The sequence below is a fragment of the Lysobacterales bacterium genome, assembly GCA_016703225.1.
Taxonomy (GTDB): domain Bacteria; phylum Pseudomonadota; class Gammaproteobacteria; order Xanthomonadales; family Ahniellaceae; genus JADKHK01.
In genome coordinates this window covers 103,296-124,708 of record JADJCM010000003.1, presented here as the reverse complement: position 1 = coordinate 124,708, position 21,413 = coordinate 103,296, and the positions used below count along the sequence as shown (strand labels likewise).

17 protein-coding genes and 1 riboswitch are annotated in these 21,413 nt (G+C 67.9%); of the genes, 9 read left to right on the top strand and 8 right to left on the bottom strand.

What is annotated here, in order from left to right; translation table 11 throughout:
• Positions 1–4: 4 nt before the first annotated feature.
• The 8 genes from IPG63_13750 to IPG63_13715 form a co-directional block, all read right to left on the bottom strand.
• Entirely contained in the window at positions 5–1,096 is a 1,092-nt protein-coding gene (locus tag IPG63_13750) for a homoserine dehydrogenase (protein ID MBK6728300.1), read from the bottom strand.
• Positions 1,093–2,289: a cystathionine gamma-synthase gene (gene metB / locus IPG63_13745; GenBank protein ID MBK6728299.1), complete on the bottom strand. Its 1,197-nt coding sequence runs from the start codon at positions 2,287–2,289 to the stop codon at positions 1,093–1,095. The genes IPG63_13750 and metB overlap by 4 nt, the downstream gene beginning before the upstream one ends.
• Positions 2,286–3,332 (bottom strand): homoserine O-succinyltransferase, encoded by a 1,047-nt coding sequence (locus tag IPG63_13740; GenBank protein MBK6728298.1) that lies wholly within the window; start codon positions 3,330–3,332, stop codon positions 2,286–2,288. The genes metB and IPG63_13740 overlap by 4 nt, the downstream gene beginning before the upstream one ends.
• 76 nt (positions 3,333–3,408) lie before the next feature.
• A riboswitch (SAM riboswitch) is annotated at positions 3,409–3,527 on the bottom strand.
• A 108-nt stretch (positions 3,528–3,635) separates the two neighbouring features.
• On the bottom strand, positions 3,636–4,280 hold the full coding sequence (locus IPG63_13735; protein ID MBK6728297.1) for an RES domain-containing protein: 645 nt from the start codon (positions 4,278–4,280) through the stop codon (positions 3,636–3,638).
• Complete coding sequence (locus IPG63_13730; protein MBK6728296.1) at positions 4,280–4,873, bottom strand: hypothetical protein; 594 nt, start codon at positions 4,871–4,873, stop codon at positions 4,280–4,282. The genes IPG63_13735 and IPG63_13730 overlap by 1 nt, the downstream gene beginning before the upstream one ends.
• Before the next feature lie 154 nt (positions 4,874–5,027).
• Positions 5,028–6,821 (bottom strand): TPM domain-containing protein, encoded by a 1,794-nt coding sequence (locus IPG63_13725; GenBank protein MBK6728295.1) that lies wholly within the window; start codon positions 6,819–6,821, stop codon positions 5,028–5,030.
• A 33-nt stretch (positions 6,822–6,854) separates the two neighbouring features.
• Positions 6,855–7,649, bottom strand: a complete 795-nt coding sequence (locus tag IPG63_13720) for a DUF3667 domain-containing protein (GenBank protein ID MBK6728294.1) — start codon at positions 7,647–7,649, stop codon at positions 6,855–6,857.
• Positions 7,650–7,677: 28 nt separating this feature from the next.
• Positions 7,678–8,322 carry a hypothetical protein gene (locus IPG63_13715; GenBank protein ID MBK6728293.1) on the bottom strand — a complete coding sequence of 215 codons (645 nt, stop codon included), beginning with the start codon at positions 8,320–8,322 and terminating at the stop codon, positions 7,678–7,680.
• A gap of 265 nt (positions 8,323–8,587) precedes the next feature.
• Here IPG63_13715 and IPG63_13710 point away from each other — a divergent pair, with 265 nt between their 5' ends.
• The 9 genes from IPG63_13710 (at position 8,588) to IPG63_13670 (ending at position 21,401) form a co-directional block, all read left to right on the top strand.
• On the top strand, positions 8,588–9,163 hold the full coding sequence (locus IPG63_13710) for a sigma-70 family RNA polymerase sigma factor (GenBank protein MBK6728292.1): 576 nt from the start codon (positions 8,588–8,590) through the stop codon (positions 9,161–9,163).
• Positions 9,147–11,570 carry a serine/threonine protein kinase gene (locus IPG63_13705; protein MBK6728291.1) on the top strand — a complete coding sequence of 808 codons (2,424 nt, stop codon included), beginning with the start codon at positions 9,147–9,149 and terminating at the stop codon, positions 11,568–11,570. The genes IPG63_13710 and IPG63_13705 overlap by 17 nt, the downstream gene beginning before the upstream one ends.
• Before the next feature lie 43 nt (positions 11,571–11,613).
• Positions 11,614–13,848, top strand: a complete 2,235-nt coding sequence (locus IPG63_13700; protein MBK6728290.1) for an EAL domain-containing protein — start codon at positions 11,614–11,616, stop codon at positions 13,846–13,848.
• Positions 13,848–14,756: a peptidoglycan DD-metalloendopeptidase family protein gene (locus IPG63_13695; protein ID MBK6728289.1), complete on the top strand. Its 909-nt coding sequence runs from the start codon at positions 13,848–13,850 to the stop codon at positions 14,754–14,756. The genes IPG63_13700 and IPG63_13695 overlap by 1 nt, the downstream gene beginning before the upstream one ends.
• Before the next feature lie 406 nt (positions 14,757–15,162).
• Complete coding sequence (locus IPG63_13690; protein MBK6728288.1) at positions 15,163–16,410, top strand: DUF11 domain-containing protein; 1,248 nt, start codon at positions 15,163–15,165, stop codon at positions 16,408–16,410.
• Between the two features lie 112 nt (positions 16,411–16,522).
• A complete protein-coding gene (locus IPG63_13685; protein MBK6728287.1) occupies positions 16,523–18,124 on the top strand; it encodes a peptide chain release factor 3 in 1,602 nt (533 codons plus the stop codon).
• A 1-nt stretch (position 18,125) separates the two neighbouring features.
• Positions 18,126–18,611 carry a hypothetical protein gene (locus tag IPG63_13680; GenBank protein MBK6728286.1) on the top strand — a complete coding sequence of 162 codons (486 nt, stop codon included), beginning with the start codon at positions 18,126–18,128 and terminating at the stop codon, positions 18,609–18,611.
• A gap of 112 nt (positions 18,612–18,723) precedes the next feature.
• On the top strand, positions 18,724–20,391 hold the full coding sequence (locus IPG63_13675) for a type II/IV secretion system protein (protein MBK6728285.1): 1,668 nt from the start codon (positions 18,724–18,726) through the stop codon (positions 20,389–20,391).
• Entirely contained in the window at positions 20,370–21,401 is a 1,032-nt protein-coding gene (locus IPG63_13670; protein ID MBK6728284.1) for a choice-of-anchor J domain-containing protein, read from the top strand. Before IPG63_13675 ends, IPG63_13670 begins: the two co-directional genes overlap by 22 nt.
• The last annotated feature ends 12 nt before the right edge of the window (positions 21,402–21,413 follow it).

The following is a 21,413-nucleotide window of genomic DNA, read 5'->3' as shown; positions in this document are numbered from 1 at the left end:
TGCCTCAAGCCGCCGCGATCTCCAACACCTCATCGAGCAGCGCAGCGGCGGTGAGGTCGGTGCCGGCGCCGGGGCCCTGGATGACGAGGGGGCGTTCGCGATAGCGGGTGCTGTGCAGGACCAGGCGATTGTCGGTGCCGGAACCGCTGGCGAGTTCGTCGGCGGCGGTGAGTGCTTCGAGCCCGACGCTGGCGCCACTCGCGTGCCAGCGCGCAACCACGCGCAGGCGCGCACCGCGCGAGCGCGCGGCGTCGAGGCGCAGGCGCAGCGGCGCGTCGAGGCGCGGCAGCGTCGCATCGACCTGCTCGCTCGCGACTTCAGCCAGCGCCGCATCAAGCAGCGGTGCCACCTGCACTTCCTGCTCGTCGAGCGCGATGCCGGCGGCGCGCGCCAGAATCAGCAATTTGCGGCGCACGTCGGACCCGGACAGGTCCTCGCGCGGATCGGGTTCGGTGTAGCCGAGATCGCGCGCTTCGCGCACCAGCGCACTGAACGGGCGGGTGCCATCGAAGCGGTCGAACAGCCAGGCGAGCGAACCGGACAGCACGCCGGAGATGGCGTCGATGCGGTCGCCGCCAGCGACCAATGCGCGGATCGAACGCAGCAACGGCAATCCGGCACCGACCGTGGCGGCATCGCCATAGCGTACGCGGCCCGAGGCCTGCGCGGCGCGGATCGCCTGCCAGCGCAGCAGCGAGGCGCCCTGGCCGAGCTTGTTCGCGGTGACCACGTCGACGCCCTGCGCCAGCCAGTGCGCGTGGCGCGCCGCGACCGCGTCGCTGGCGGTGGCATCGATCACCACGCGTCGCCCCGCAGCCGCAGCGGTTGCCGCGAACGCGCGATCGGCGAAGTCGATCGAGCCCGGCAGGTCCAGGCCGTCGTGGCGCGCTGCAACCTGGTCCGGCACGAGCGTCGCATCCACCGTCCCGCAGCGCGAATTGGCCACGCCGACCAGGCTCAGGTCCGCTGCCAGACCGCGATGCTGAAGCTCGGAAAACCGCCGCAGCAACGCGCGTCCGACACCACCGGTGCCAAGCAGGACGGCGCGCGTTGCCGCGGCGTGGGGAACGATGCGGGATGCGAGCACCGCGCTCATTGCGCGAGCCCGACCGGTTTTCGTGCCGGCGCGGTCACCGCCGCGGCGCGTGCCAGCGCCGCTTCGAGATCGCGCCGCAGATCGCGCGCGTCCTCGATGCCGACCGAGAGGCGCAGCAGGCCATCGCCGATGCCGGCAGCGGCGCGCGCTGCCGGGCTCATCGCGGCATGCGTCATCGTCGCCGGATGCGCGACCAGGCTTTCGACGCCGCCGAGCGATTCGGCCAGCGTGAACTGTTCCAGGCCATCGAGGAAAGCACGCACCGCATCGACGCCACCGGCCAGTTCAATCGACAGCATTGCGCCGAAGCCGCGCTGCTGGCGCAACGCCAGCGCGTGGTTCGGGTGTGTCGCCAGGCCCGGAAAGTGCACCGCCGCGACGGCGCCATGGTTGGCGGCGAGATCCGCCAGTTCGAGCGCATTTTCCTGGTGCACGCGCAGGCGTGCATCGAGCGTGCGCAGGCCACGCAGGGTCAGGAAACTGTCGAACGGCGAGCCGGTGAGGCCGAGTGCGTTCGCCCACCACACCAGCTGCTGGTGCAGCTCGGCGTCCTTCGCGATCACCGCACCGCCAACGACGTCGCTGTGTCCGTTGATGTACTTCGTCGTCGAGTGCACGACCAGGTCGGCACCGAACGCGATCGGGGTCTGCAGCGCAGGCGACAGGAAGGTGTTGTCGGCGACCACGGTGGCGCCGATGCGATGCGCGGCCTCGGTGACGAAGCGCAGGTCGGTCAGGCGCAACAGCGGATTCGACGGGGATTCGATCCACACCCATTTCGGCTGCTGCGCCAAGGCCTCGGCCAGCGTGCGCGGATCGGTCAGGTCGGCGGTGATCAGCTCGAACTGGCCTTTCTTTGCCAGCGCGTTGAACAAGCGCCAGCTGCCGCCGTAGCAGTCATGCGGCACCAGCAGGCGTTCGCCCGGCTGCACCAGCGCGAGCACCAGGGTGATCGCGGCCATGCCGGTCGCGGTGATCACCGCGCCGGCGCCGCCCTCGAGTTCGGCCAGCGCATCCGCGAGCAGGTCGCGGGTCGGGTTGCCGCTGCGCGTGTAGTCGTACTTGCGCTTCTGGTTGAAGCCCTCGAAGCTGAAGTTGCTCGACAGCACGATCGGCGGCACAACTGCGCCATGGGCGCTGTCGCAGTCGATGCCGGCGCGCACGGCCGCGGTTGCGGTACAGCGCGCGCTCATGCCGCACCTCCGCAGGCACTCAACGCATCCAGCAGCACTTCCTGCACGCGGGCATCCTCCTTCAGGAACGAATCGTGGCCGAACACCGAATCGACCTCGTGATAGCGATGCAGCAGTGGCACCGCGACCGCGAACGCGCGCACGTCTTCGACCGGTACGATCTGGTCGCTGCGCGCGGCGAACACGGTCACCGGCACCGGCACGTCGGCCGGGTCGATGTCGTGCAGGTCGATCGATTCGGACAGGCGCAGGAACGCGGTGGCCGGGAAGCGCGCGGCGAAGCGCTCGCCCTGCGCTTCCAGGTACGACTCGGCGGCGCAGCGCGCGACGCCGTCTTCCAGTGCGACCGCGCCGCCAAAACGCGTGCCGAACTCCGCCGGCGTGCGGTAGCTCAGCACCGCCAGCTGACGCGCCAGCGCCACCGCTTCCGCGTCGTTGCCGGCGCGGAGGCGCACGATGCGGCGCTGTATCGCGCGCCAAGCCGACGCAAACGGATGCGGCCGATGCGCGGCATTGAGCACCACCAGATGACCGAGGCGCGCGCCCAAGCGCTTGGCCAGATGCAGCCCGACCATCGCACCGTAGGACGCGCCGATGCAGGCGGCGACGTGCCGCACCTGCAGGTGTTCGAGCAGCGCCACCAGCGCCTGCGCCTGGTCATCGGGATCGATCGCGACATCGAGCGTGCCGTCGGCACCGACCCAGTCGATCGACAGCAGGCGGTTCGTCCACGGATCGAGCGCAGCACCGGCGCGCACCTGCTGCGGCCACCAGCCTTCGCTGCCGTCAATCGCATTGGCGGCCAGCTGGCGATGCGCGGAGATGCCACCGAGCACGATCAGCAGCGGCGCTTCCTGGGTGCCAAGAATCTGCCAGCGCAGCACGGCTTCGTGCGTGCCGCCGTGGCGCAGGTTCAGGCGCAGCGGAAACGAACCGCGCTGCACCGGCACCGGGCCGCGCACGGGCGGCGCAAAGCGCAGCGAAGGCTCGAACGGGGCACGGGCTTCGTGGGTACAAGTCTCGGCTGCGGCGACCAGCGACATGGCGATTTCCTCCTGGAACCTCGCCCATCCAGTTGCCTGCGGATGCGTCGCCACGCTGCCCTTGCGGCAACGCTGCGACCCATCTTCCGGAGGACCGAGGTCCGCCGCAGGACTTGGCACCTGGCGCCACGCTTGCGCGTCACGCTGGTTGCCCCGGCATCCAAGGGCCTATCCCTCCGCCGGTCTTGATGGGTATGTGCGGCCAGCATGCCGTCCTCACCCATCCTTGTCAATCTCTCTATCGCGATAAAGAGATATAACTATTTTTCATGAGTGGATTTGTCGAACCGCAACGGCAAAACGCTAGCGCTTCACCAAGTAGCCGACCGCGTCTGCTGCGGCGTCGATGAGGTCGGCGATCAGCGGGTCGGCCAGCATGCGATGGAAGTCGGGCGTGCGCGGAAATGGCAGCTTCCGCAATGCGCGCTCATTCAGCACATACGCGACCGCGTTGCCGTTCATCGAACTGCAGTACGCGAACCCATCGATGGATTCGTAGGCGGAGTGCAAGGCCGCTGCCCACTGCTGGGCACGCGCTCGGGGCCCCGAGTGGATCGCGGTGGATGCGCCCATGCGCGTGACGAATGCGCCGGTCAGATCGAGCAGACTCAAATCGGCGGCGAGCGCCCACACCGCGAGGTAAGGCTGGTGTTTCAGGACATCGACGACACGCGTTGCCTGATACACCTCGGCGATGCAGGTCTGCGCGGCTGCGGCGCAGTAGTACACGCCGCGCTGTTGCAGTTGTGGCTGGCCGTGCTGGTCACGAGCCTGGTGATCGAAGCGCGACTGCGTCGGACCCCAATGGCGGAACTGATTCCAACGGGTTGGATGGTCACCGCCCGCGAAGCCGATGCGGGCCAGGGGCGTGCCCGCCGCCAGTCGCTTCGTGGGCGGCGTCAGGCTGCGCAGGCGTTCGACTGCCGGCGCGAGCGGCAACTTGGCCACTACAAGCCTTCCGCGAGCGCCAGCACCGGATCCACGTCGCCGGTTCGCAACAGCCAATCGCGCGGCGACACGGCCCCACCCCCGGCTCCGGAACGCAAGTCCGGAGTCGGCGTCAGGAACCACATCGCGAAGGCCAACGGCGAAACCTTGTCACCCACCGTGGCAAGCACCTTGGGCAATCCCGGAACCTCGACCCCACGCTCGAACTGGAACTGCGGGACACGCTTCTCCCCATTGAGTTCGACCGCCAGCAGCGTGCCCTCGCGGATGCGCTGCCGAATGCGGCTTGGGTCCAGTCCCAGCGTCTCGGCGAGTTCCGCCGGGGTGTCTGCCTTCTGGAACAGGTCCAGGAAGGTCGCGGCATAGCGTCCACGGGCGTTCGCGGCAGCCTGACGCGTCCGCAGCGTGGTGCGCATGCCCACCGCCGCGAGCGCGCGCGCTTCGGCTTCCGGCAAGGCGGATTCGAGCGGGTGAGCGGAGGGCAGCAACGAACGGAAGCCTGCGTCCTGCAAGACGGCTTCCGCGAGGCGCAATCGCTCCTTGCGGGACAGGCCTTCCAGCGCCGGAATGATGCCGGTGGCAGAGACGCTCATTCTCGTGTACTCCCGTCGCGATTTTGCGGGAATTGTCGGTTCGACGCGGCGTGATTGCAAGGCCAGGACGCAGGGCGGGGCGCATCGGCATGCGCCCCGCTATGGAACACCGCATCGGTTGCCGCCGCGACCCATGTCGACGGCGGCGACCGCCTCACCTCGCCGCGAGGTCGTAGCTGAGCACGTCGAAGCTCAGCGTGTCCTCGGGGTTCTGGCTGAGCGAGGCTTCGCGCGTGATGAACACGTAGGACTTACCCTCCTCCAGCTTGCTCGTCATCAACCCTTCGGTGTGCGGGTGCGCGTACACCAGCAGGTTGCGGCCGTCGGCGCTGAGCACGTGCATCGGCGCGCCGACCATTTCGGCATGGACGTCGTTGATCCACTTCGATTGTTCACCGGCAGCCGGGTTGCGGCTGACCAGCTTGCCCTCGATGCGGGTGATCTTGCGCCAGGTCGGGTCCTGTTCCGGCTCGATGTCGGTGCCGTTCATGCGCGCATTCGAGATCTCCTCGAACTTCGCCATCAGCTCGCCCAGGTTCTGGTAGCGGATCTGGAAGTCCCAGTGGCTGACCGACTGCGCGACATGTTCGGCGGCGCCGAAGGCCATTTCGGTCTGCGCGTCGTTGCACGCGCCCTTGCAGTAGGGCACGCCGATTTCGAGGAAGCCCTTGAGGCGGTCTTTCTCCAGATCGACGTAGTCGCGCATCTCGAGCATCACGCCCGGACCCATGGCGACGCCGGCCTGGCCTTCGCCCGGCACCGCCACCAGCACCGCACCGTTGCCAACGTCGAGCTTGCCGACGCGCAGCTGGCGCATCATCGCGTAGGCGTAGTCGTCCGCGCTCATGCCGTGCAGGCTCTTGGCGATGATGGTGACGATCTCGACCTGATGCTGCTCGGCGGTTTCGTACATGCGCTTCTCGAATGCCGCGCGCGTGGCCGTATCGAGCAGGCCGACCTCGTCGATCACGAACTTGCCGAACTTGGCCGGGATCGCGTTCGCGTCCGGCTTCGGCAGCACATCGGCCGGGCCCTTTGCCGCAACCGTCGTGCTCGCCGGCTTGTCACCGCCCATGGTCGGGAAGGTCGGGAAGGCCGGGGCATCGGCGGGCCGGGTGGTGGCTGGCGTGGCCGTGGCCGTGGCCGGCGCCGAGTCTGCGGGAGCGTTCTGCGCGACGCTGTCCGCGGCCGGGGTGCGCGTGGGCGCATTCAGCGAAGCGACAGTGCCGCTGCAATCTCCGCCCTGCTGCGCGCAGGCCTGTTCCCAGCCTTCGGCAATGGCGGTGACGCGCTTGCCGCGACCCGGATGGGTCGGGCCGTCGGCTTCGGGCACCAGGGTGTTCATCGCCTTCTGCGCGTCGGCGAGCAAGGCGCCCATCTTGTACAGCACATAGCCGCTGAACTTGTCGGCTTCGAGTTCGGTCGGCGGCTGGCTGCCACCGGGCTGGATGGTGTGGCCGGACAGGTGATGCCCGACCTCGTGCGCCATGATGCTGACCGGCGCCCAGTTGTTGTTCGCGGTGGCCTTCTGCACGTCGGCCATGAAGCGTTCGTTGTAGGCGATGACCCGATGCGGCAGCTTGTCGTCGCCGACCAGAATGACCGCGGCCGCGTTCGGTACCTGCGGATGCGGCAGCACGTCGAAGTTCTGCGGCAGGCCGGTGTACTTCATGATTTCGGCGACCACCTGCTGCCCGGCGCCGGGGTCGCTGCCGGACAAGCCGTGCGAGTCGATCGTGACCGGCGCGCCGTCGTAGGAACAGGCCTGAAGCTGGCTGGCGAGTTCGTCGATCATCGCCGCCTCGCTCATCCCGCCTTTCGGCGCGGGCGAATTGGCAGCCAGGGTCTGGCCGTTGGCGGTGGCGTCTTCGCTGCCGCCACAGGCAGCGAGTGCGACGGCGAGGGCGGAACAGAGCAGCGTGCGGCGCAGCGGGAGTTTCGGATTCATGGAGGCGATTCCAGTGGTTTGAAGGGGGAGAAGTCAGGCGGATGCGGCAAGTTGTGCCAGGACAATCTTGATCACGGCGAACGAATACAGGCGCACCAGCAGGAACTTGATGGCGACGAAGGCGACGGCGGCGAGCAGCAGTCGCCACCAGTCGCGGCGCCACTCGAGCAGGAAGAACTGACGAAACGCGAACACCAGGATCAACGACTCGATGCCATCCATCGGCCACGCGCGGAAGATCTTGTGCGCGGCCAGGAACTCGGCGCTGCGAACGAGCAGCGCGGGCAGCCACACAAAGATGTTCGCGGCGATCACCAGAAAATGGACGTAAAGGCCGAGGACGAGGTGCTCGGTGAGGTTGTAGGGCTGCCGCCAGCGCAGCACCAGCAATGAAGCGGCAGTGATTGCGAACACCCCGAGCGACACCGACCAGTTCGCGTAGGCGCGGACCAGTTCCATCGCCTGGCTCAGGCTCGCATCCTGCGACGCCAGGTGATTGGCGCGGAACAGAATCAGCAGCAACACACCAATCGCGATCAACAGCAGCTTGAGCGGGTGCACGTGCTTGGCGCGTGCGCCGAGCACGAACTCGCGGGCGATGTGGCCGGGGGAATGCGCGAGGCGCCACGCGGCTTTGACGATGCCGAACTCGAACACCCGGTAGCTCTGCCAGGCCTCGGCGCGCACCGCGCCGAAGTCGAGCCGATGCGCCCGCTTCTGACCGCAGCGACCACAGAACGGCGTCGTCAGTTCGGCGCCGCAGTTGTGGCAGACCGGCGCCGCGAAATGGGCGGCGTCGGGTGGCTGCGGGTCGGGAAGCGTGGACATCGTCGTGGCCGTTCGGCGCGTGCGCGGGTCAGTTCGCGATTTCGGCGAGTTCGAAGTTGTCGAACACGGCGCTGGTGCCGGCGGTCTTTTCGCCCATCACGATCAGCCCGGCGCCGCCCTTGGTCAGCGCGGCATCGTCGGCCTCGGCAACCACTTCACCGTCGAGCGACAGCTTCAGCGAACTGCCGACGCACTGCGCACCGATGCGGACATCGGCGATGTTCGGCATCGTGCCCTCGAAGCGGCCGCTGGTCAGCGTCGTCGCCTGCCCGCCCTGCACCTTCAGGATCGCGTAGCCGTGGCCGCCGGAGACCATGAAGGCGTAGAAGTGGTCGTTGTCGGCATGGCGGCAGACGACGCCACCGGTGCCCTGGCCGACGCCGGTGTACAGGAACAGGTTGGCCTCGACGCGCACATCGGCGCCCTTGGCCTGGCGCGGCGCCGGCATGACGCCGTAGGTGGCGTCGTCGACCGGGGTCATCTGGTAGCCGCCGGAACCGTCATACAGCGCGATGCCCTTGGCGTTGTGGTCGGCCACCTGGGTGTTGACCCAGCCGCTGCCGTCGTTGGAGAAGTCGTCCTGCATGACCAGCTTCTCGCCCGCCAGTACCGGGGCGGCGGCCAGCAGGGCAGTCACGAGGGCGACCAGGGCGGTACGGGAATGACGCTTCATCTTGCTCTCCGAGTTTCGGCGGCGGAATGCCGCGGTCATGGGGCAGTACGCAATCGAGCGGCGTTTTCTCCGGCCGGTCCGAATGCGATCGTGCGACGAAAGCGCCGCCGTTCTGCGTACAGTCAGCCAAGCCACCCGAATCCCCATGCACATCATGCCCGCAATCCTGGCGCCCTGTCTGCCGCGCCGCCACGCGCAACCGCTGCGCGCCCGCTCGCGTCCCGAGCACTGCCGCCGCACGCCCCTTCGGCCCTATGCTTCGCCCATGACGGCGAATGCGGACGACATCACCGGCTGGCTCAACGACTGGCAACAGGGCGACGCGCTTGCGCGCGACCGCGTGTTCGGGCGCCTGTACGTGGAGATGAAGCGGCTGGCGGCGACGGTGCTCAGATCCGAGTCCGGCCACGACACGCTGCAGCCGACGGCATTGCTCAACGACGCGCTGATGAAACTGATCCAGGCGCGCGCTCCCGATGTCGAGGACCGCGGGCACTTCATCCGCGTCGTCGCCCGCGCCATGCGCCAGATCCTGATCGACCGCGCGCGCCGCAAGCTCGCGGAGAAACGCGGCGCCGGCGTGGTACCGGAGTCGATCGACGACATCGACGTCGCCGGCATCGGCTCGCCGCATGAACTGGTCGCGCTCGACGACGCGCTCAGCGTGCTGGCCAAGCTCGACCCGCGCGCCGCCGCGGTGGTCGAAATGCGCGTGTTCGGCGGGCTGACCATCGAGGAAACCGCGCAGGCGCTGGACATCCATCCGTCTTCGGTGAACCGCGAATGGGCGCAGGCCAGCGCCTGGCTGCGCGAGCAACTCGGCGATGACCGCGGTGCCTGATCCGGCGCGGTATGCGCGCCTCAAGGACCTGCATTTCGAACTCGACGCGCTGGAACCGGCACGGCGCGAGGAACGCCTGCGCGAACTCGCCACGAACGAGCCCGGGTTGGCCACGGTCCTGCGCCGCCGTTTTACCGCAGCGCAGCGGCCGCTCGACATCCTCGATCGCGCCGAGCGCACCGAACGCGACAGCGCCGCACCGCAACTGCCGCACTACCGCATCGTGCGCGAACTGGGCCGCGGCGGCATGGGTCGGGTGTGGCTGGCCGAGCGCCGCCTCGACGACGCGGCGCAACTGGTCGCGCTCAAGCAGATTGCCAACGCCCACTGGAGCGACGACGACGAACGCCGCTTCCAGCGCGAGCGCCGCATCCTGGCCACGCTCGACCATCCGAACATCGCCGCGCTCCTCGACGGCGGCCGCGATGCGCAGGGCGCGCCCTACCTGGCGACGACCTTCGTCGACGGCCAGCGCCTCGATCGCTGGTGCACCGATCGCGACGCCTCGCGGCGCGAACGCGTGCGCCTGATCCGCGACCTCGCCGCAGCGGTCGCCTATGCGCACCGCAAGCTGGTCGTGCACCGCGACCTCAAGCCGGCGAACATCCTGGTCACCGCCGATGGCGTACCCAAGCTGCTCGACTTCGGTATCGCGCGGCTGCTCGACGAAGACGCGGTCACCGCCACCGGACCGAGCCAGATGACGCTGCGCTACGCCGCGCCCGAACAGGTGCAGGGCACGGCCGGTGGCGGCGTCGGCGTGGACATTTACGCGCTTGGCGTTTTGCTCTACGAGCTGCTCGCAGGACAGTCGCCGTATGGTCGCCCCGAAGGCGCCGCGGCGCTGGTGCGCGCCATCCTCGAAACCCGACCGGGCGCGCCGACGCGCCAGCCCGGCACGATCGATTCCGGCCTCGCCGCGATTTGTCTGAAGGCGCTGCGCAAGCTGCCCGAGGAACGCTACGCCAGCGCCGACGCGCTCTGCCTCGACCTCGATCGCTGGCTGCACGGCGAAGCGGTGGAAGCACGCCGTGGCGAACGCGGCTATCGGGCGCGCGCCTTCCTGCGTCGCTACTGGATGGTCGTGGCCAGCCTTGCTGCCGTGCTTGTCGCGGCTGCGGTATTTCTCGCCTATCACGTTGCCTCGCTCGACAGGCAACTCGCCGAGACCGCGCGCGAGCGCGACAAGGCGCGCGCGGTCGCGTCCTATTTCCAGGAACTGTTCGCGTCCGCCAATCCCTCGGCGACGCGCGGCGACGAACTGAGCGCACGCGAATTGCTGGCACGCAGCGTCAAGCGCCTGGAACAGGGCGACACCACTGGCATGGACGACGATGCGCGGGCGTCGATGTTCCATGCCGCGGCAAGGATCATGCGCTCGCAGGGACTGAACAACGAATCCGCGCGCATGTTCGATCGCGCCTTGCAGCTGTGGCTGAGCCTGCCCGCGGTGCCGGAAGACGACGTCGCCGACGCCTACAACGAACGCGCGCTGGTCCATTTCGGCCGCGGCGAATACGACGAGACGCTGGCGCTGCTGCACACCGCGCTGGCCCGACGCGACGCGATGAACGACCACGACAGCGTGCCGCGCGGCGTGCTGCTGCAGCAGCTGTCGGTGACGCTGCGTTCGCTCGGGCGCAATGCCGAGGCGACCGCGGCGCTCTCCGAGTCGGTCGAAGTGCTGGCGCGCAACCTGCCCGAGGCACGCGCGAACTATGCAGTCTCGCTCGGCAACCTCGGCACCTTCCTGGTCACCGAAGGTGACGCCGCGCAAGGCCACGCCAAGCTCGCCGAGGCGGTACGGCAGATCACCCAGCTCAAGCCGGAGCGCACCTCGCTGCTGCTGGCGATGCGGCGCAACCATGCCATGAGCCTGCGCGAACTCGGGCGCTTTGATGAGGCCGACCGCGAATACGCCAACCTGCTCGAGCGCATGCGCGACTTCTTCGGGCCAGAGCACATCGAGATCGCGCGCACCCATCATTCGTGGGCGCAGGGCTTGATCGTTCAGGGCCGACTCGACGAAGCCGAGCGCGCACTTGCGGAGGCCGAACGCGTCGAACACGCGCTCGGCAACGCCGACGATCCGCGCCTGCTGGCCTACCGCGCCGACCGCGCGCGCATCCACATCGAACGCGGCGAGTTTCCCCGCGCCATCGAGTTGCTGGAACCGGTGCTGGTCAAGCGCGATGCCGGCGTGGTCAGCGAGCGCAGCAGTGTCGACGCCGAGCGCGCCGCGCTCGCGCACGCCCGCTGCACGCTGCAACCGCACCGCGACCAGGCCGAAGCCCTGCGTGCCGCGCTCGCGGGCATGCGCGCCAAGCCGCCGCTGCCGCACGCGCTGATCGCGCAGTCCGAAGGCTGGCTGGAGCGCTGCGCCGGCGCGGTCGACGCACTTCACTGATCTTCACTGCGCGACGCCCCGGGGCCGGGTCTAGACTGGCGCCGTGCTCGCCGCCAACCACCCGGTCCGTCGCTTCCTGCTGCTGACGACGCTGTTCGTCGTCGGCGCTTGGCTGTCGACGTGGTTCATCCAGGGATCCAGCCAGGTCACGCTGATCTGGCCCCCGGCCGGCGTAGCGATGGGCGCGCTGATCGTGTTCGGGCTGCGCGCCTGGCCGTTCATCGCGGTCGGCGTGCTGCTGTTGCACTTGGTCATCGCCCCGGCGCCGTGGCCGTTCATCCCGTTTTCGCTGGCCTCCAACCTTGGTGCTGCGCTGATCGCGGCGGCCTGGACGCGGCGGCGCATGCCGCAGGCGGCGACCGTGCTCAGCATGCGTTCCGGGCTGGTCCTGTTCGAGCCGGCGCTGGTGTCGGTGGTGGTCGGCGGTGTGATCGGGGCGGCCGGTCTGGTCGCCGCCGGGATGGCGCCCATCGCCGCGTTCTGGGGGGCTGCGCTGCGCTGGGCACTCGGCGATCTGTTCGGCGCCGTCGCGGTGCTGCCCTCGATGCTGATCGCATTCCACTGGCAGGGCTGGCGCAGCGCCGAGCCGCTGCCGTTCCGCTACGCCGGCATCGGCGAGAAGTGGCTGTGGTGCTGGGCCTTCGCGGTCTCGTTGCTGCTGGTGGCGCTGGTCGCCAACCGCAGCGGCGCCTATGCGCTGGGCTTCGCCGTGTTACCCATCGTGTTCGTGATCTGGAGCGCAATCCGCTTCGAGCCGCTGTGGACCGCGCTTTCGACCACCACCATGAGCCTGTACCTTGCGACGCTGATCGGGCTTGGTCACGCCGGACTGGCGCCCCCCAAGGACCTGGCCTCGATCGCCATCCTGACCGCGTTTCTGTGCATTCTCACCGCCGCGCCGCTGATCGTGACGGCGGCCGCGCACGAGAACCGCGTCGCCAGCGTGCGCGCGCTGCGCCGCGCCAGCCGCGACGCACTCACCGGACTGGTCAATCGTCCTGCGTTCGAGGACGGCGTGCGCCAGGCGTGCGCGCGCAAACCGCGCGAGTTGATGGCGCTCGCCTATCTCGATCTCGATCAGTTCAAGCTGGTCAACGACACCTTGAGCCATGGCATCGGCGACGAACTGCTGCGCTCGCTGGCCGCAGCCATCGCCAGCGTGGTGCGCCCCGGCGACCTCCTGGCGCGGCTCGGCGGCGACGAGTTCGCCTTGCTGCTGCGCGACGTCGATCGCGCCGGCGCCGAGCGCGTGGCGGGCGGGCTGCGCAACGTCGTCGCCGACTTCCGCTATGCCCATGGCGGCCGCGTGATCGCACCCACCGTCAGCATCGGGCTGATCCCCTTCGCCGCCGCCGACGCCGACTATGCCGCGCTGTTCGCGCAAGCCGACGCCGCCTGCTTCACCGCCAAGGAGCTCGGCGGCAACCGCGTCCAGGTCGCGCTGCCGGACGACCGCCACATCCGCGACCGCCACGCGGCGATGGACTGGGCGGTCCGCATCGACAATGCCATCGCGCATGGCCACCTGCGCCTGTACGCGCAGGTGATCGCGCCGCTGAAGGCCGAGCCGGCGCGCCCGACCGCTCGTCACTTCGAGATCCTGCTGCGCATCCACGACCCGGAAACCGGCACCCTGCTCGAACCCGGCCCATACATCGCCGCCGCCGAACGCTTCAAGTTCGCGACCCGGCTCGACCGTCAGGTGTTGCAGCAGACGCTCGACTGGCTCGAAGCGCAGCCGCACTACGCCGCGCAGTGCGGCCTGGTCGGCATCAACCTGTCCGGAGCGTCGGTGGTCGACGACGAATTCGCGCAGTTCGTCGAGGAACGCATCCGCGCCAGCAGCGTCGCGCCGCAGCAACTCTGTTTCGAGATCACCGAGACCAGCGCGGTGCGCGACCTGGCCCAGGCGCAACGCTTCATCCAGCGCGTGCGCGCGCTCGGCTGCAAGTTCGCGCTCGACGATTTCGGCGCCGGATTCTGCTCCTTCGCCTACCTCAACGCGCTCGACGTCGACTTCTTCAAGATCGACGGCAGCTTCGTCCGCGACCTGCACACTTCGCCGCTGGCGCTGGCGATCGTGCGCTCGATCGCCGAGATCGCGCGCGTCCTGCACAAGCAGACCGTGGCCGAGTGCACCGAGTCGGAATCGGTACGCACGCGCCTGGCTGCGCTTGGCGTCGACTATGCCCAGGGCTTCGCGATCGGACGACCGCTGCCCCTTGAACAAATCTTCCTGCAGCCCGATCCTGCACTGACCCTGCGCGAGGCCTCCTGATGATGCTGCGTCCGCTGCTTCTGCTCGCCCTCGTGCTGCTGTCGTTGGCGTCGCCGCTGGCGGCCAAGCGCCTGTACCAGTACCGCGACCAGAACGGCGTGCTGCACGTGACCGACCGCCCACCCGCCGATGCCGCACAGGTGAGCGAGGTCAAGGAAACCCTGGTCCGCGCCGAGGAACAGGACATCGTGCAGATGTTCACCAACGACGCCGGCGACGAGCACACCATGACCTTCGTCAACAAGATCGCCGGGCCGGTGGCGGTCGGGCTCAAGTTCGTCGATGCCTTCAACGTTGCCGCCGAACCGCCGCTACCGCTGCAGACCGTGCTCGGCGCGTTCGAACAGCGCCTGGTCGCGCGCGCGTTCCCCGCCGACCACTACCAGGATTCGCGCTTCGGGCTGCGCTACACCGCCGCCCCCGGGGACCCGGGCGCGCAGCACGACGACAGCGTGCGCTACTCGGTTCCGTTCGGCCGCGGCGTGAAGTTCGTCCTGGCCCAGGGTTTCAATGGTCCCTTCACTCACACCGGGGCGCAGTCGCGCTATGCGGTGGATCTCGGGGTCGACGAGGGCACGCCGGTGTTGTGCGCGCGGGAGGGTATCGTGATGATGGTCGAGCGCGACTTCTACGGTGCCGGCCTCGACAAGGAGAAGTTCGGCGGCCGCGCCAACCACGTGCGGGTGCTGCACGCCGACGGTTCGATGGCGGTCTACGCCCACCTGCAGCTGGAATCCGCCAGCGTCAGCCCGGGCCAGCGCGTGCGTCGCGGCCAGCAACTCGGCCTGTCCGGCAACACCGGCTTCTCCACCGGTCCGCATCTGCACTTCGCGGTGCAGGTGAATCGCGCGATGGAACTCACCGCGGTCCCGTTCCGCTTCGAGGGCGACGCCATCCCGCTGCAATGACGCCGCGCTCTTGTGCGGTGCATCACGCTTTTCCTTTGCGGCCACTGAGGCTTCCGGCTAGGCTGCCGTTCCGCCGAGCGTTTGGCCGGCGTTCAGCCCCCTTGTTCCATCGCCTTCCACGACCGAGGTGTCCCGTGCATTTGCGCCGTCCTTCCCTGCTGTTGCTGATTTCCATCATGGCCACTGCCGCCACTGCCGCCGAAACCGCGCGTTATCGCGTGCTGCCCGGCGGCGAAGCCGCGAACAAGGGCCGCGATGTCTATTCCCGGGTCGATGCGCCGACGGCGACGGTGAACTACTCGGACACGATCGCGGCCGCTCCAACCTTCAATCGCCCGCTGGCTGTGGCGGCCTTTCGGGCGTCGGCACCGCGGTCGGCTACCACGTCCAGCAGTTCAGCGTGGACATGTCCGGCTCCTACACCATCGAGGTACTCGGGACCTCCACGATCAGCGACGGCGATAGCTATCTGATCATCTACCAGACCGCGTTCGATCCGATGACTCCGCTCACGAACTGCATGTTCTCCGATGACGACAGCGGTACCGGAGCCTATTCGCTGGCCACCGGCGCCCTGACGGCAGGCACGCAGTATTTCGCGGTAACCACCACGTTCGCCAATGGCGCGACCGGCAATTTCGACAACCAGATCAGTGGTCCCGGCAACATCACCCTCGGCGGTGGCGGTCCGCAGGCTGATCTGGGCGTGACCGTCGCAGCGCCCTCGGGCGTGGCGACCGGCGGCACCTTCACCTACACCCTGACCGCCACCAACAACGGCCCCGACCCGGCCACCGGCGTGCTCGTCACCGACGTGCTCTCGCCGTCCGTGACCTTCGTCAGCAGCGACTGCGGCGCCACCGAAATGGCCGGAACGGTGTTCTGGAACATCGGTGCCATGGCCAATGGCGCCTCGGCGACCTGCACCATCACCGTCAGCATGGGCGCGGTCTGCGCAGTGGTCGACAACGTTGCCAGCATCGACGGTGTCGAGGGTGATCCGGGCGCAGGCAACAACAGTTCGGCGATCTCCAACAGTGCCGGCAACCTCGTGCTCGATCCGGGCTTCGAAGGCGGCACGCCGAATGCCACCTGGACCGAAGCCTCGACCAACTTCGGTACGCCGATCTGCGATGTGAGCTGCGGCCTTGGCAGTGGTACCGGCCCACGTACCGGCACCTTCTGGGCCTGGTTCGGCGGCTATGGCGCCGGCGCGGAAGCCGGCTCGGTAGCGCAGGCGATGGTCATCCCGACCGGCTCGACCGCACTCGACTTCTATGTGGAGTTCCCGGTGTGCAATGCCGCCAACGGCGCCAACGACTACGTACGCGTGCTGGTCGACGGCACCGAACTCTGGCGCGAGAACGCCACGTCCGCACGCTGCGGTGTCATCGGCTACCAGCAGGTCAGCGTCGACATCAGCGCCTACGACGACGGCCTCAGCCATACCGTGACCTTCGACTCGACCACGGTCGGCGGCGGCGCAGTTTCCAACTTCTTCGTCGACGATGTCTCCATCGCTGCGGCTCCGGTCTGCGTCGCCGGCTTCGTGCCGAAGGTGCCGGTACCGGCCTTTGATCGTGGCGGCCTGGCGCTGCTGACGCTGCTGCTTGGCATGCTCGGCATTGCAGCAGCGCGTCGCAATCCGGCCTGAGGCCAACGCACGACCGCACCATCAAGACGCCCGCTTCGGCGGGCGTCTTCTTTTTCGGCCGCGTATACTCCGCGCCCCCGAGCCGCCTGTGGCGGCGCATCGAACCAATCCCATGTCCGAACAACACACCGAAACGGCGCGACGACGCACGTTCGCGATCATTTCGCATCCCGACGCCGGCAAGACCACGCTCACCGAGAAACTGCTGCTGTTCGGCGGCGCGATCCAGATGGCTGGCAGCGTCAAGTCGCGCAAGGCGGCCCGCCATGCCACTTCGGACTGGATGGCGCTGGAAAAGGAACGCGGCATCTCGGTCACTTCGTCGGTGATGCAGTTCCCGTACGAGGGCCGCATCGTCAACCTGCTCGATACGCCGGGCCACGCCGACTTCTCGGAAGACACCTATCGCGTGCTGACCGCGGTCGACTCGGCGCTGATGGTGATCGACTGCGCCAAGGGCGTCGAGGAACGCACGATCAAGCTGATGGATGTCTGTCGTCTGCGCGACACGCCGATCCTCACCTTCATCAACAAGCTCGATCGCGAAGGCCGCAGCGGCATCGATCCGATCGACGAGGTCGAATCGGTGCTCAAGATCTCCTGCGCTCCGATCACCTGGCCGGTGGGCATGGGCTCGCGCCTGCGCGGCATCGTGCACCTGCTCGACAACGAGGTGCACCTGTTCGAGGCCGGCAAGAACTTCACGCGCCAGGACTCGACCATCCTCAAGCTCGATGACCCGAGCCTGCCGGAGCGAGTCGGCCACGAGAACTACAAGGAACTGATGGGCGAACTCGAACTGGTGCAGGGCGCCTCGCAGCCGTTCGACCGCGCGGCCTATCTCGCCGGCAAGCAGACCCCGGTGTTCTTCGGCTCGGCGGTGAACAACTTCGGCGTGCAGATCCTGCTCGATGCCTTCGTCGACTGGGCGCCGGCACCGAAGACCCACGCCACCACGTCGCGCCCGGTGGCTGCGACCGAAGACAAGATGACCGGCTTCGTCTTCAAGATCCAGGCGAACATGGACCCGGACCACCGCGACCGCGTCGCCTTCCTGCGCATCTGCTCGGGCCGCTACGAACAAGGCATGAAGGCCTTCCACGTGCGCACCGGCAAGGAGGTGAAACTCGCGAACGCACTCACCTTCATGGCCAGCGACCGCGAGATCGTCGAGCGAGCCTGGCCGGGCGATGTCATCGGCCTGCACAACCACGGCACCATTTCGATCGGCGACACGTTCACCGAGGGCGAGCAACTCTCGTTCACCGGCATCCCGAACTTCGCACCGGAGCTGTTCCGCCGCGCGCGCCTGCGCGATCCGCTCAAGCTCAAGCAACTGCAAAAGGGCCTGGCGCAGCTATCCGAAGAAGGCGCAACGCAGTTCTTCAAACCGATCATGTCCAATGACCTGATTCTCGGCGCGGTCGGCACCTTGCAGTTCGACGTTGTCGCCTATCGGCTCAAGGACGAATACTCGGTCGATTGCAGCTTCGAGGCCGTGCAGGTTGCAACCGCGCGCTGGATCCGCTGCGACAACGCAAGAAAGCTGGAGGAGTTCCGCGAGAAGGCGGCGATGAACCTCGCGCTCGATGCCGCCGGCAAGCTCGTGTACATCGCGCCGACCCGGGTCAACCTGCAGCTGACCCAGGAACGCTGGCCCGACGTGGTGTTCATGGCCACACGCGAGCACGCGCACGCGGTGGATGCCGACTGACATGCTGCTGCGCTGGTGGCGCTACCTCTGGGGCAAGCGCGACGAGGTCGCGGCGATGGACTGGAAGGACGCCGAGCTCGCGCGCATCGTGCTGCGCATCCATCGCCACCGCCGCGGTGTCGAATGGCGGAGCGTGCCGCTTGGCGCGATCGCACCGATCCATCCGATCAATCGGCCCACCGCGCTCGCCAGCGCGCAGGCCCGCGCCGACCTGATCCGCCCGCTCGCCGGGCAATTGCGTGTCGAGGGTCGTATCGACCGCGAACGCCTGCAGGCGGTGCTGCCTTCGGTTTCGGCGATCAAGGTGGTCGAAACCGCTCCGCAACGATTCGTCTCGTTCGAGGGCAACGGCCGCCTCGCCGCGCTGCGCGATGTGTTCGCGGACACACCGGCGCTGCTGATCGAATGCGAGTGCTATGACATCCGCCATGCACCGCGCCTGCAGCGTCGCATCGAGCGCCTGCGCACCGCGCACGCGCTGCCCTGAGGGCTCCGCGTTCCCGATGGGCACAAGGCCGCCCAGGTAACAACTCGGCACACTCACGACGCGAGTGCGATCGCATACTGGCGGCATCCGACCCGACGCATCGACCGCGCCCATGGCCCATGACTTCGAACAGCGCCTGCTCGTGCTACGCACGATGGCGGCAATCCGCGCCTATCTGGACAGCTACCCGATCGCGCCGGCCGAGTCCGCCGACATCAGTTGGCTGACCGAACCCGAGTGGCTGGCCGAGGGCGACGACGCCGACGAGGACCGCTTTCATCTTGCGGTGCGGCTGAGCTATCCGGCGGTGCGCCTGCGCGCCTACGACGAGCGCGGCGCATCCGATAGCGTCACCCCGGAGCTGGCACGTCGAATGCGCGCGGTCCCGCTCCAGAACAGCAAAGGCCTGGTCGCGGTCGCGCTTGAGGATTGCGAGAACCCCGAAGCGCTGCAACAACTGAACTTCCTGTTGCGTGACCGCGTGCTGCCGATGATCGCGACGCCGCGAACCATCCGCGAATGCATCGGCCACTTCTACGATCACGACCAGGACCTTGCAGTCGCCCGCCAGCTCGGTCTCGACCCGCTGCTTGATGCACCGCAGCGCGACATGGAGCGACTGGCGCGCGAGAGGCCGGTGGTGCGCATCGTCACCGACCTGATCAGTGAGGCGGTTGCGCGACGCGCCTCCGACATCCATATCCGTCCCGGCGAACAGGGCGCCGACGCGCTCTATCGCATCGACGATGAACTGGTTGCGGTTCGCCGCTTCATGCGCGCCCTGCTGCCGGCGGTGGTGTCGCGCATCAAGGTGCTGGGCGAGATGAATCTGGCCGAGCACCGCAAGCCGCAGGACGGCCGCAGCAGTTTCGTACTCGACAATGGCCGCAAGGTCGATCTGCGGATCTCGGTGATGCCGGCGGTGTTCGGCGAGTCGGTGGTGATCCGCCTGCTCGACACCATGGAGAGCCTGTGGAGCATCGATCAATTGGGATTGAGCGCAGCCGACCGCGTGCGTCTCGACGACGTCATGGCGCGCAGCCACGGCATGTTCCTGACCACCGGCCCGACTGGTTGCGGCAAGTCGACGACGCTGTACGCGATGCTGCTGGAGTTGCGCAAGCAGCGCATCAATATTTTGACCATCGAGGATCCAGTCGAGTTCTACATCGAAGAAATCCAGCAGATGCAGGTGAACCGCGCTGCGGGTTTCACCTTCGCAACCGCAATGCGCAATTTCCTGCGACACGATCCGGACGTGATCATGGTCGGCGAGATGCGCGATCGCGAGACCGCGGCGATCGGCGTCGAATCGGCTTTGACCGGACACCTGGTGCTGTCGACGTTGCACACGAATACCGCCGCGGCGACCGTCACCCGGCTGCTCGATCTCGGCGTCGAGGCCTACCTGCTGCGCGCCTCGCTGCTCGCGGTGATGGCGCAACGCCTGGCGCGGCTGACCTGCACGCATTGTCGCGAGGTCGAGCAGGTCGCGCCGCACATCCGCGAAGCGCTTGGCGTCGGTGCCGACGAGGTGTTCTACAGCGGCCGCGGCTGTTCGCGCTGCGAGGGTCTTGGCGTGAAAAAGCGCCGCGCTGTTTACGAACTGATGGTGATCACGCCCGCGATCCAGCGCCTGATCGTCCCCGGCGCCGAAGCCGACACCATCCACGCCACCGCGATCGAGGAAGGCATGACGCCACTCACCCAGGCCGCCGTGCAACTGGCACGCAGCGGCGCCATCTCGCTGGGCGAGGCTTGGCGGCTGCGGGCGGATTGAGGGTTGCGATCAGCCGCGGCACGAGTCGCGTCCACCGCCCCTCGTCCCGGAAAATTGTTCAGCTTGTGTTATCGTTCGCACTTGCGCCCCCTGATTGGCGCACTTTGCGCCCACCGACCAGAAAGGAATACCGCATGAACCTCAAGATCACGACATCCCTGCTTGCCGGCGCGATCGTGCTGGCGCTGCCGATGATGGCTGCGGCGCAGACAGGCGCCCGCACAGCGCCAGTCGGCACACCCGACGCCCCTGCTGCCGCTTCGCCGTTCGCGCCGCTGGCCACGATTACCGAGTCCTTCGACGTGGTTCCGGGCACCGATCCCAACAAGTGCCCGACCGGCTGGATCTGCAGCAACGTCAGCTCCCCGCTCGGCACCACCAACTGGTTCCAGGGCAACGATGTGGTGTTCCCGGCTCAAGCCGGCCCGACGACCGGCTATATCGCCACCAACTTCAACAACACCACCGGCGGCACTGGCGACATCAGCAACTGGTTGATTACTCCGGTGATGCAGTTCGGTAACGGCTCCGAATTGCGTTTCTGGGCGCGGGTCAACACAGGCTCAAGCATTTTCCCGGACCGCGTCGAGATCCGTGCCAGCACCGGTGGCAGCAACAATGGCGGAACCGCAGCCAGCACGGGCGATTTCTCGATCTTGCTCGGCACGATCAATCCTTCGCTATCGAATGCGGCCGGTGCCTGCGCCATGCCGGCCGGAGCTCCAGGTGCGGGCGGCTTCCCCGAGACATGGTGCGAATACCTGCTGACCACTGCTGATGGCATTCCGAACAGTGGCTCGGGCCGCATCGCCTTCCGTTATTTCGTGACCAACGGCGGCCCAACCGGCGCCAACTCGAACTACATCGGCATCGACACCTTCAGCTTCGTCGAAGGTTCGGCTGTCGTTCCCAGCCAGCCGGTCCCCGCCTTCGGTGACACCGCTCGCTGGTTGCTGCTGTTCGGCGTGCTCGGACTGGGTGCGTTCGCGGCGCGTCGCCGCTGGGCCTGATTCAAGCTCCGG

What these genes read in the sequence shown, in the direction of transcription:
- IPG63_13750 (MBK6728300.1), bottom strand. Translation starts at nt 1,096, where the DNA reads ATGAGCGCGGTGCTCGCATCCCGCATCGTTCCCCACGCCGCGGCAACG.
- metB (MBK6728299.1), bottom strand. Translation starts at nt 2,289, where the DNA reads ATGAGCGCGCGCTGTACCGCAACCGCGGCCGTGCGCGCCGGCATCGAC.
- IPG63_13740 (MBK6728298.1), bottom strand. Translation starts at nt 3,332, where the DNA reads ATGTCGCTGGTCGCCGCAGCCGAGACTTGTACCCACGAAGCCCGTGCC.
- IPG63_13730 (MBK6728296.1), bottom strand. Translation starts at nt 4,873, where the DNA reads ATGAGCGTCTCTGCCACCGGCATCATTCCGGCGCTGGAAGGCCTGTCC.
- IPG63_13725 (MBK6728295.1), bottom strand. Translation starts at nt 6,821, where the DNA reads ATGAATCCGAAACTCCCGCTGCGCCGCACGCTGCTCTGTTCCGCCCTC.
- IPG63_13720 (MBK6728294.1), bottom strand. Translation starts at nt 7,649, where the DNA reads ATGTCCACGCTTCCCGACCCGCAGCCACCCGACGCCGCCCATTTCGCG.
- IPG63_13715 (MBK6728293.1), bottom strand. Translation starts at nt 8,322, where the DNA reads ATGAAGCGTCATTCCCGTACCGCCCTGGTCGCCCTCGTGACTGCCCTG.
- IPG63_13710 (MBK6728292.1), top strand. Translation starts at nt 8,588, where the DNA reads ATGACGGCGAATGCGGACGACATCACCGGCTGGCTCAACGACTGGCAA.
- IPG63_13705 (MBK6728291.1), top strand. Translation starts at nt 9,147, where the DNA reads ATGACCGCGGTGCCTGATCCGGCGCGGTATGCGCGCCTCAAGGACCTG.
- IPG63_13695 (MBK6728289.1), top strand. Translation starts at nt 13,848, where the DNA reads ATGATGCTGCGTCCGCTGCTTCTGCTCGCCCTCGTGCTGCTGTCGTTG.
- IPG63_13690 (MBK6728288.1), top strand. Translation starts at nt 15,163, where the DNA reads ATGTCCGGCTCCTACACCATCGAGGTACTCGGGACCTCCACGATCAGC.
- IPG63_13685 (MBK6728287.1), top strand. Translation starts at nt 16,523, where the DNA reads ATGTCCGAACAACACACCGAAACGGCGCGACGACGCACGTTCGCGATC.
- IPG63_13680 (MBK6728286.1), top strand. Translation starts at nt 18,126, where the DNA reads ATGCTGCTGCGCTGGTGGCGCTACCTCTGGGGCAAGCGCGACGAGGTC.
- IPG63_13675 (MBK6728285.1), top strand. Translation starts at nt 18,724, where the DNA reads ATGGCCCATGACTTCGAACAGCGCCTGCTCGTGCTACGCACGATGGCG.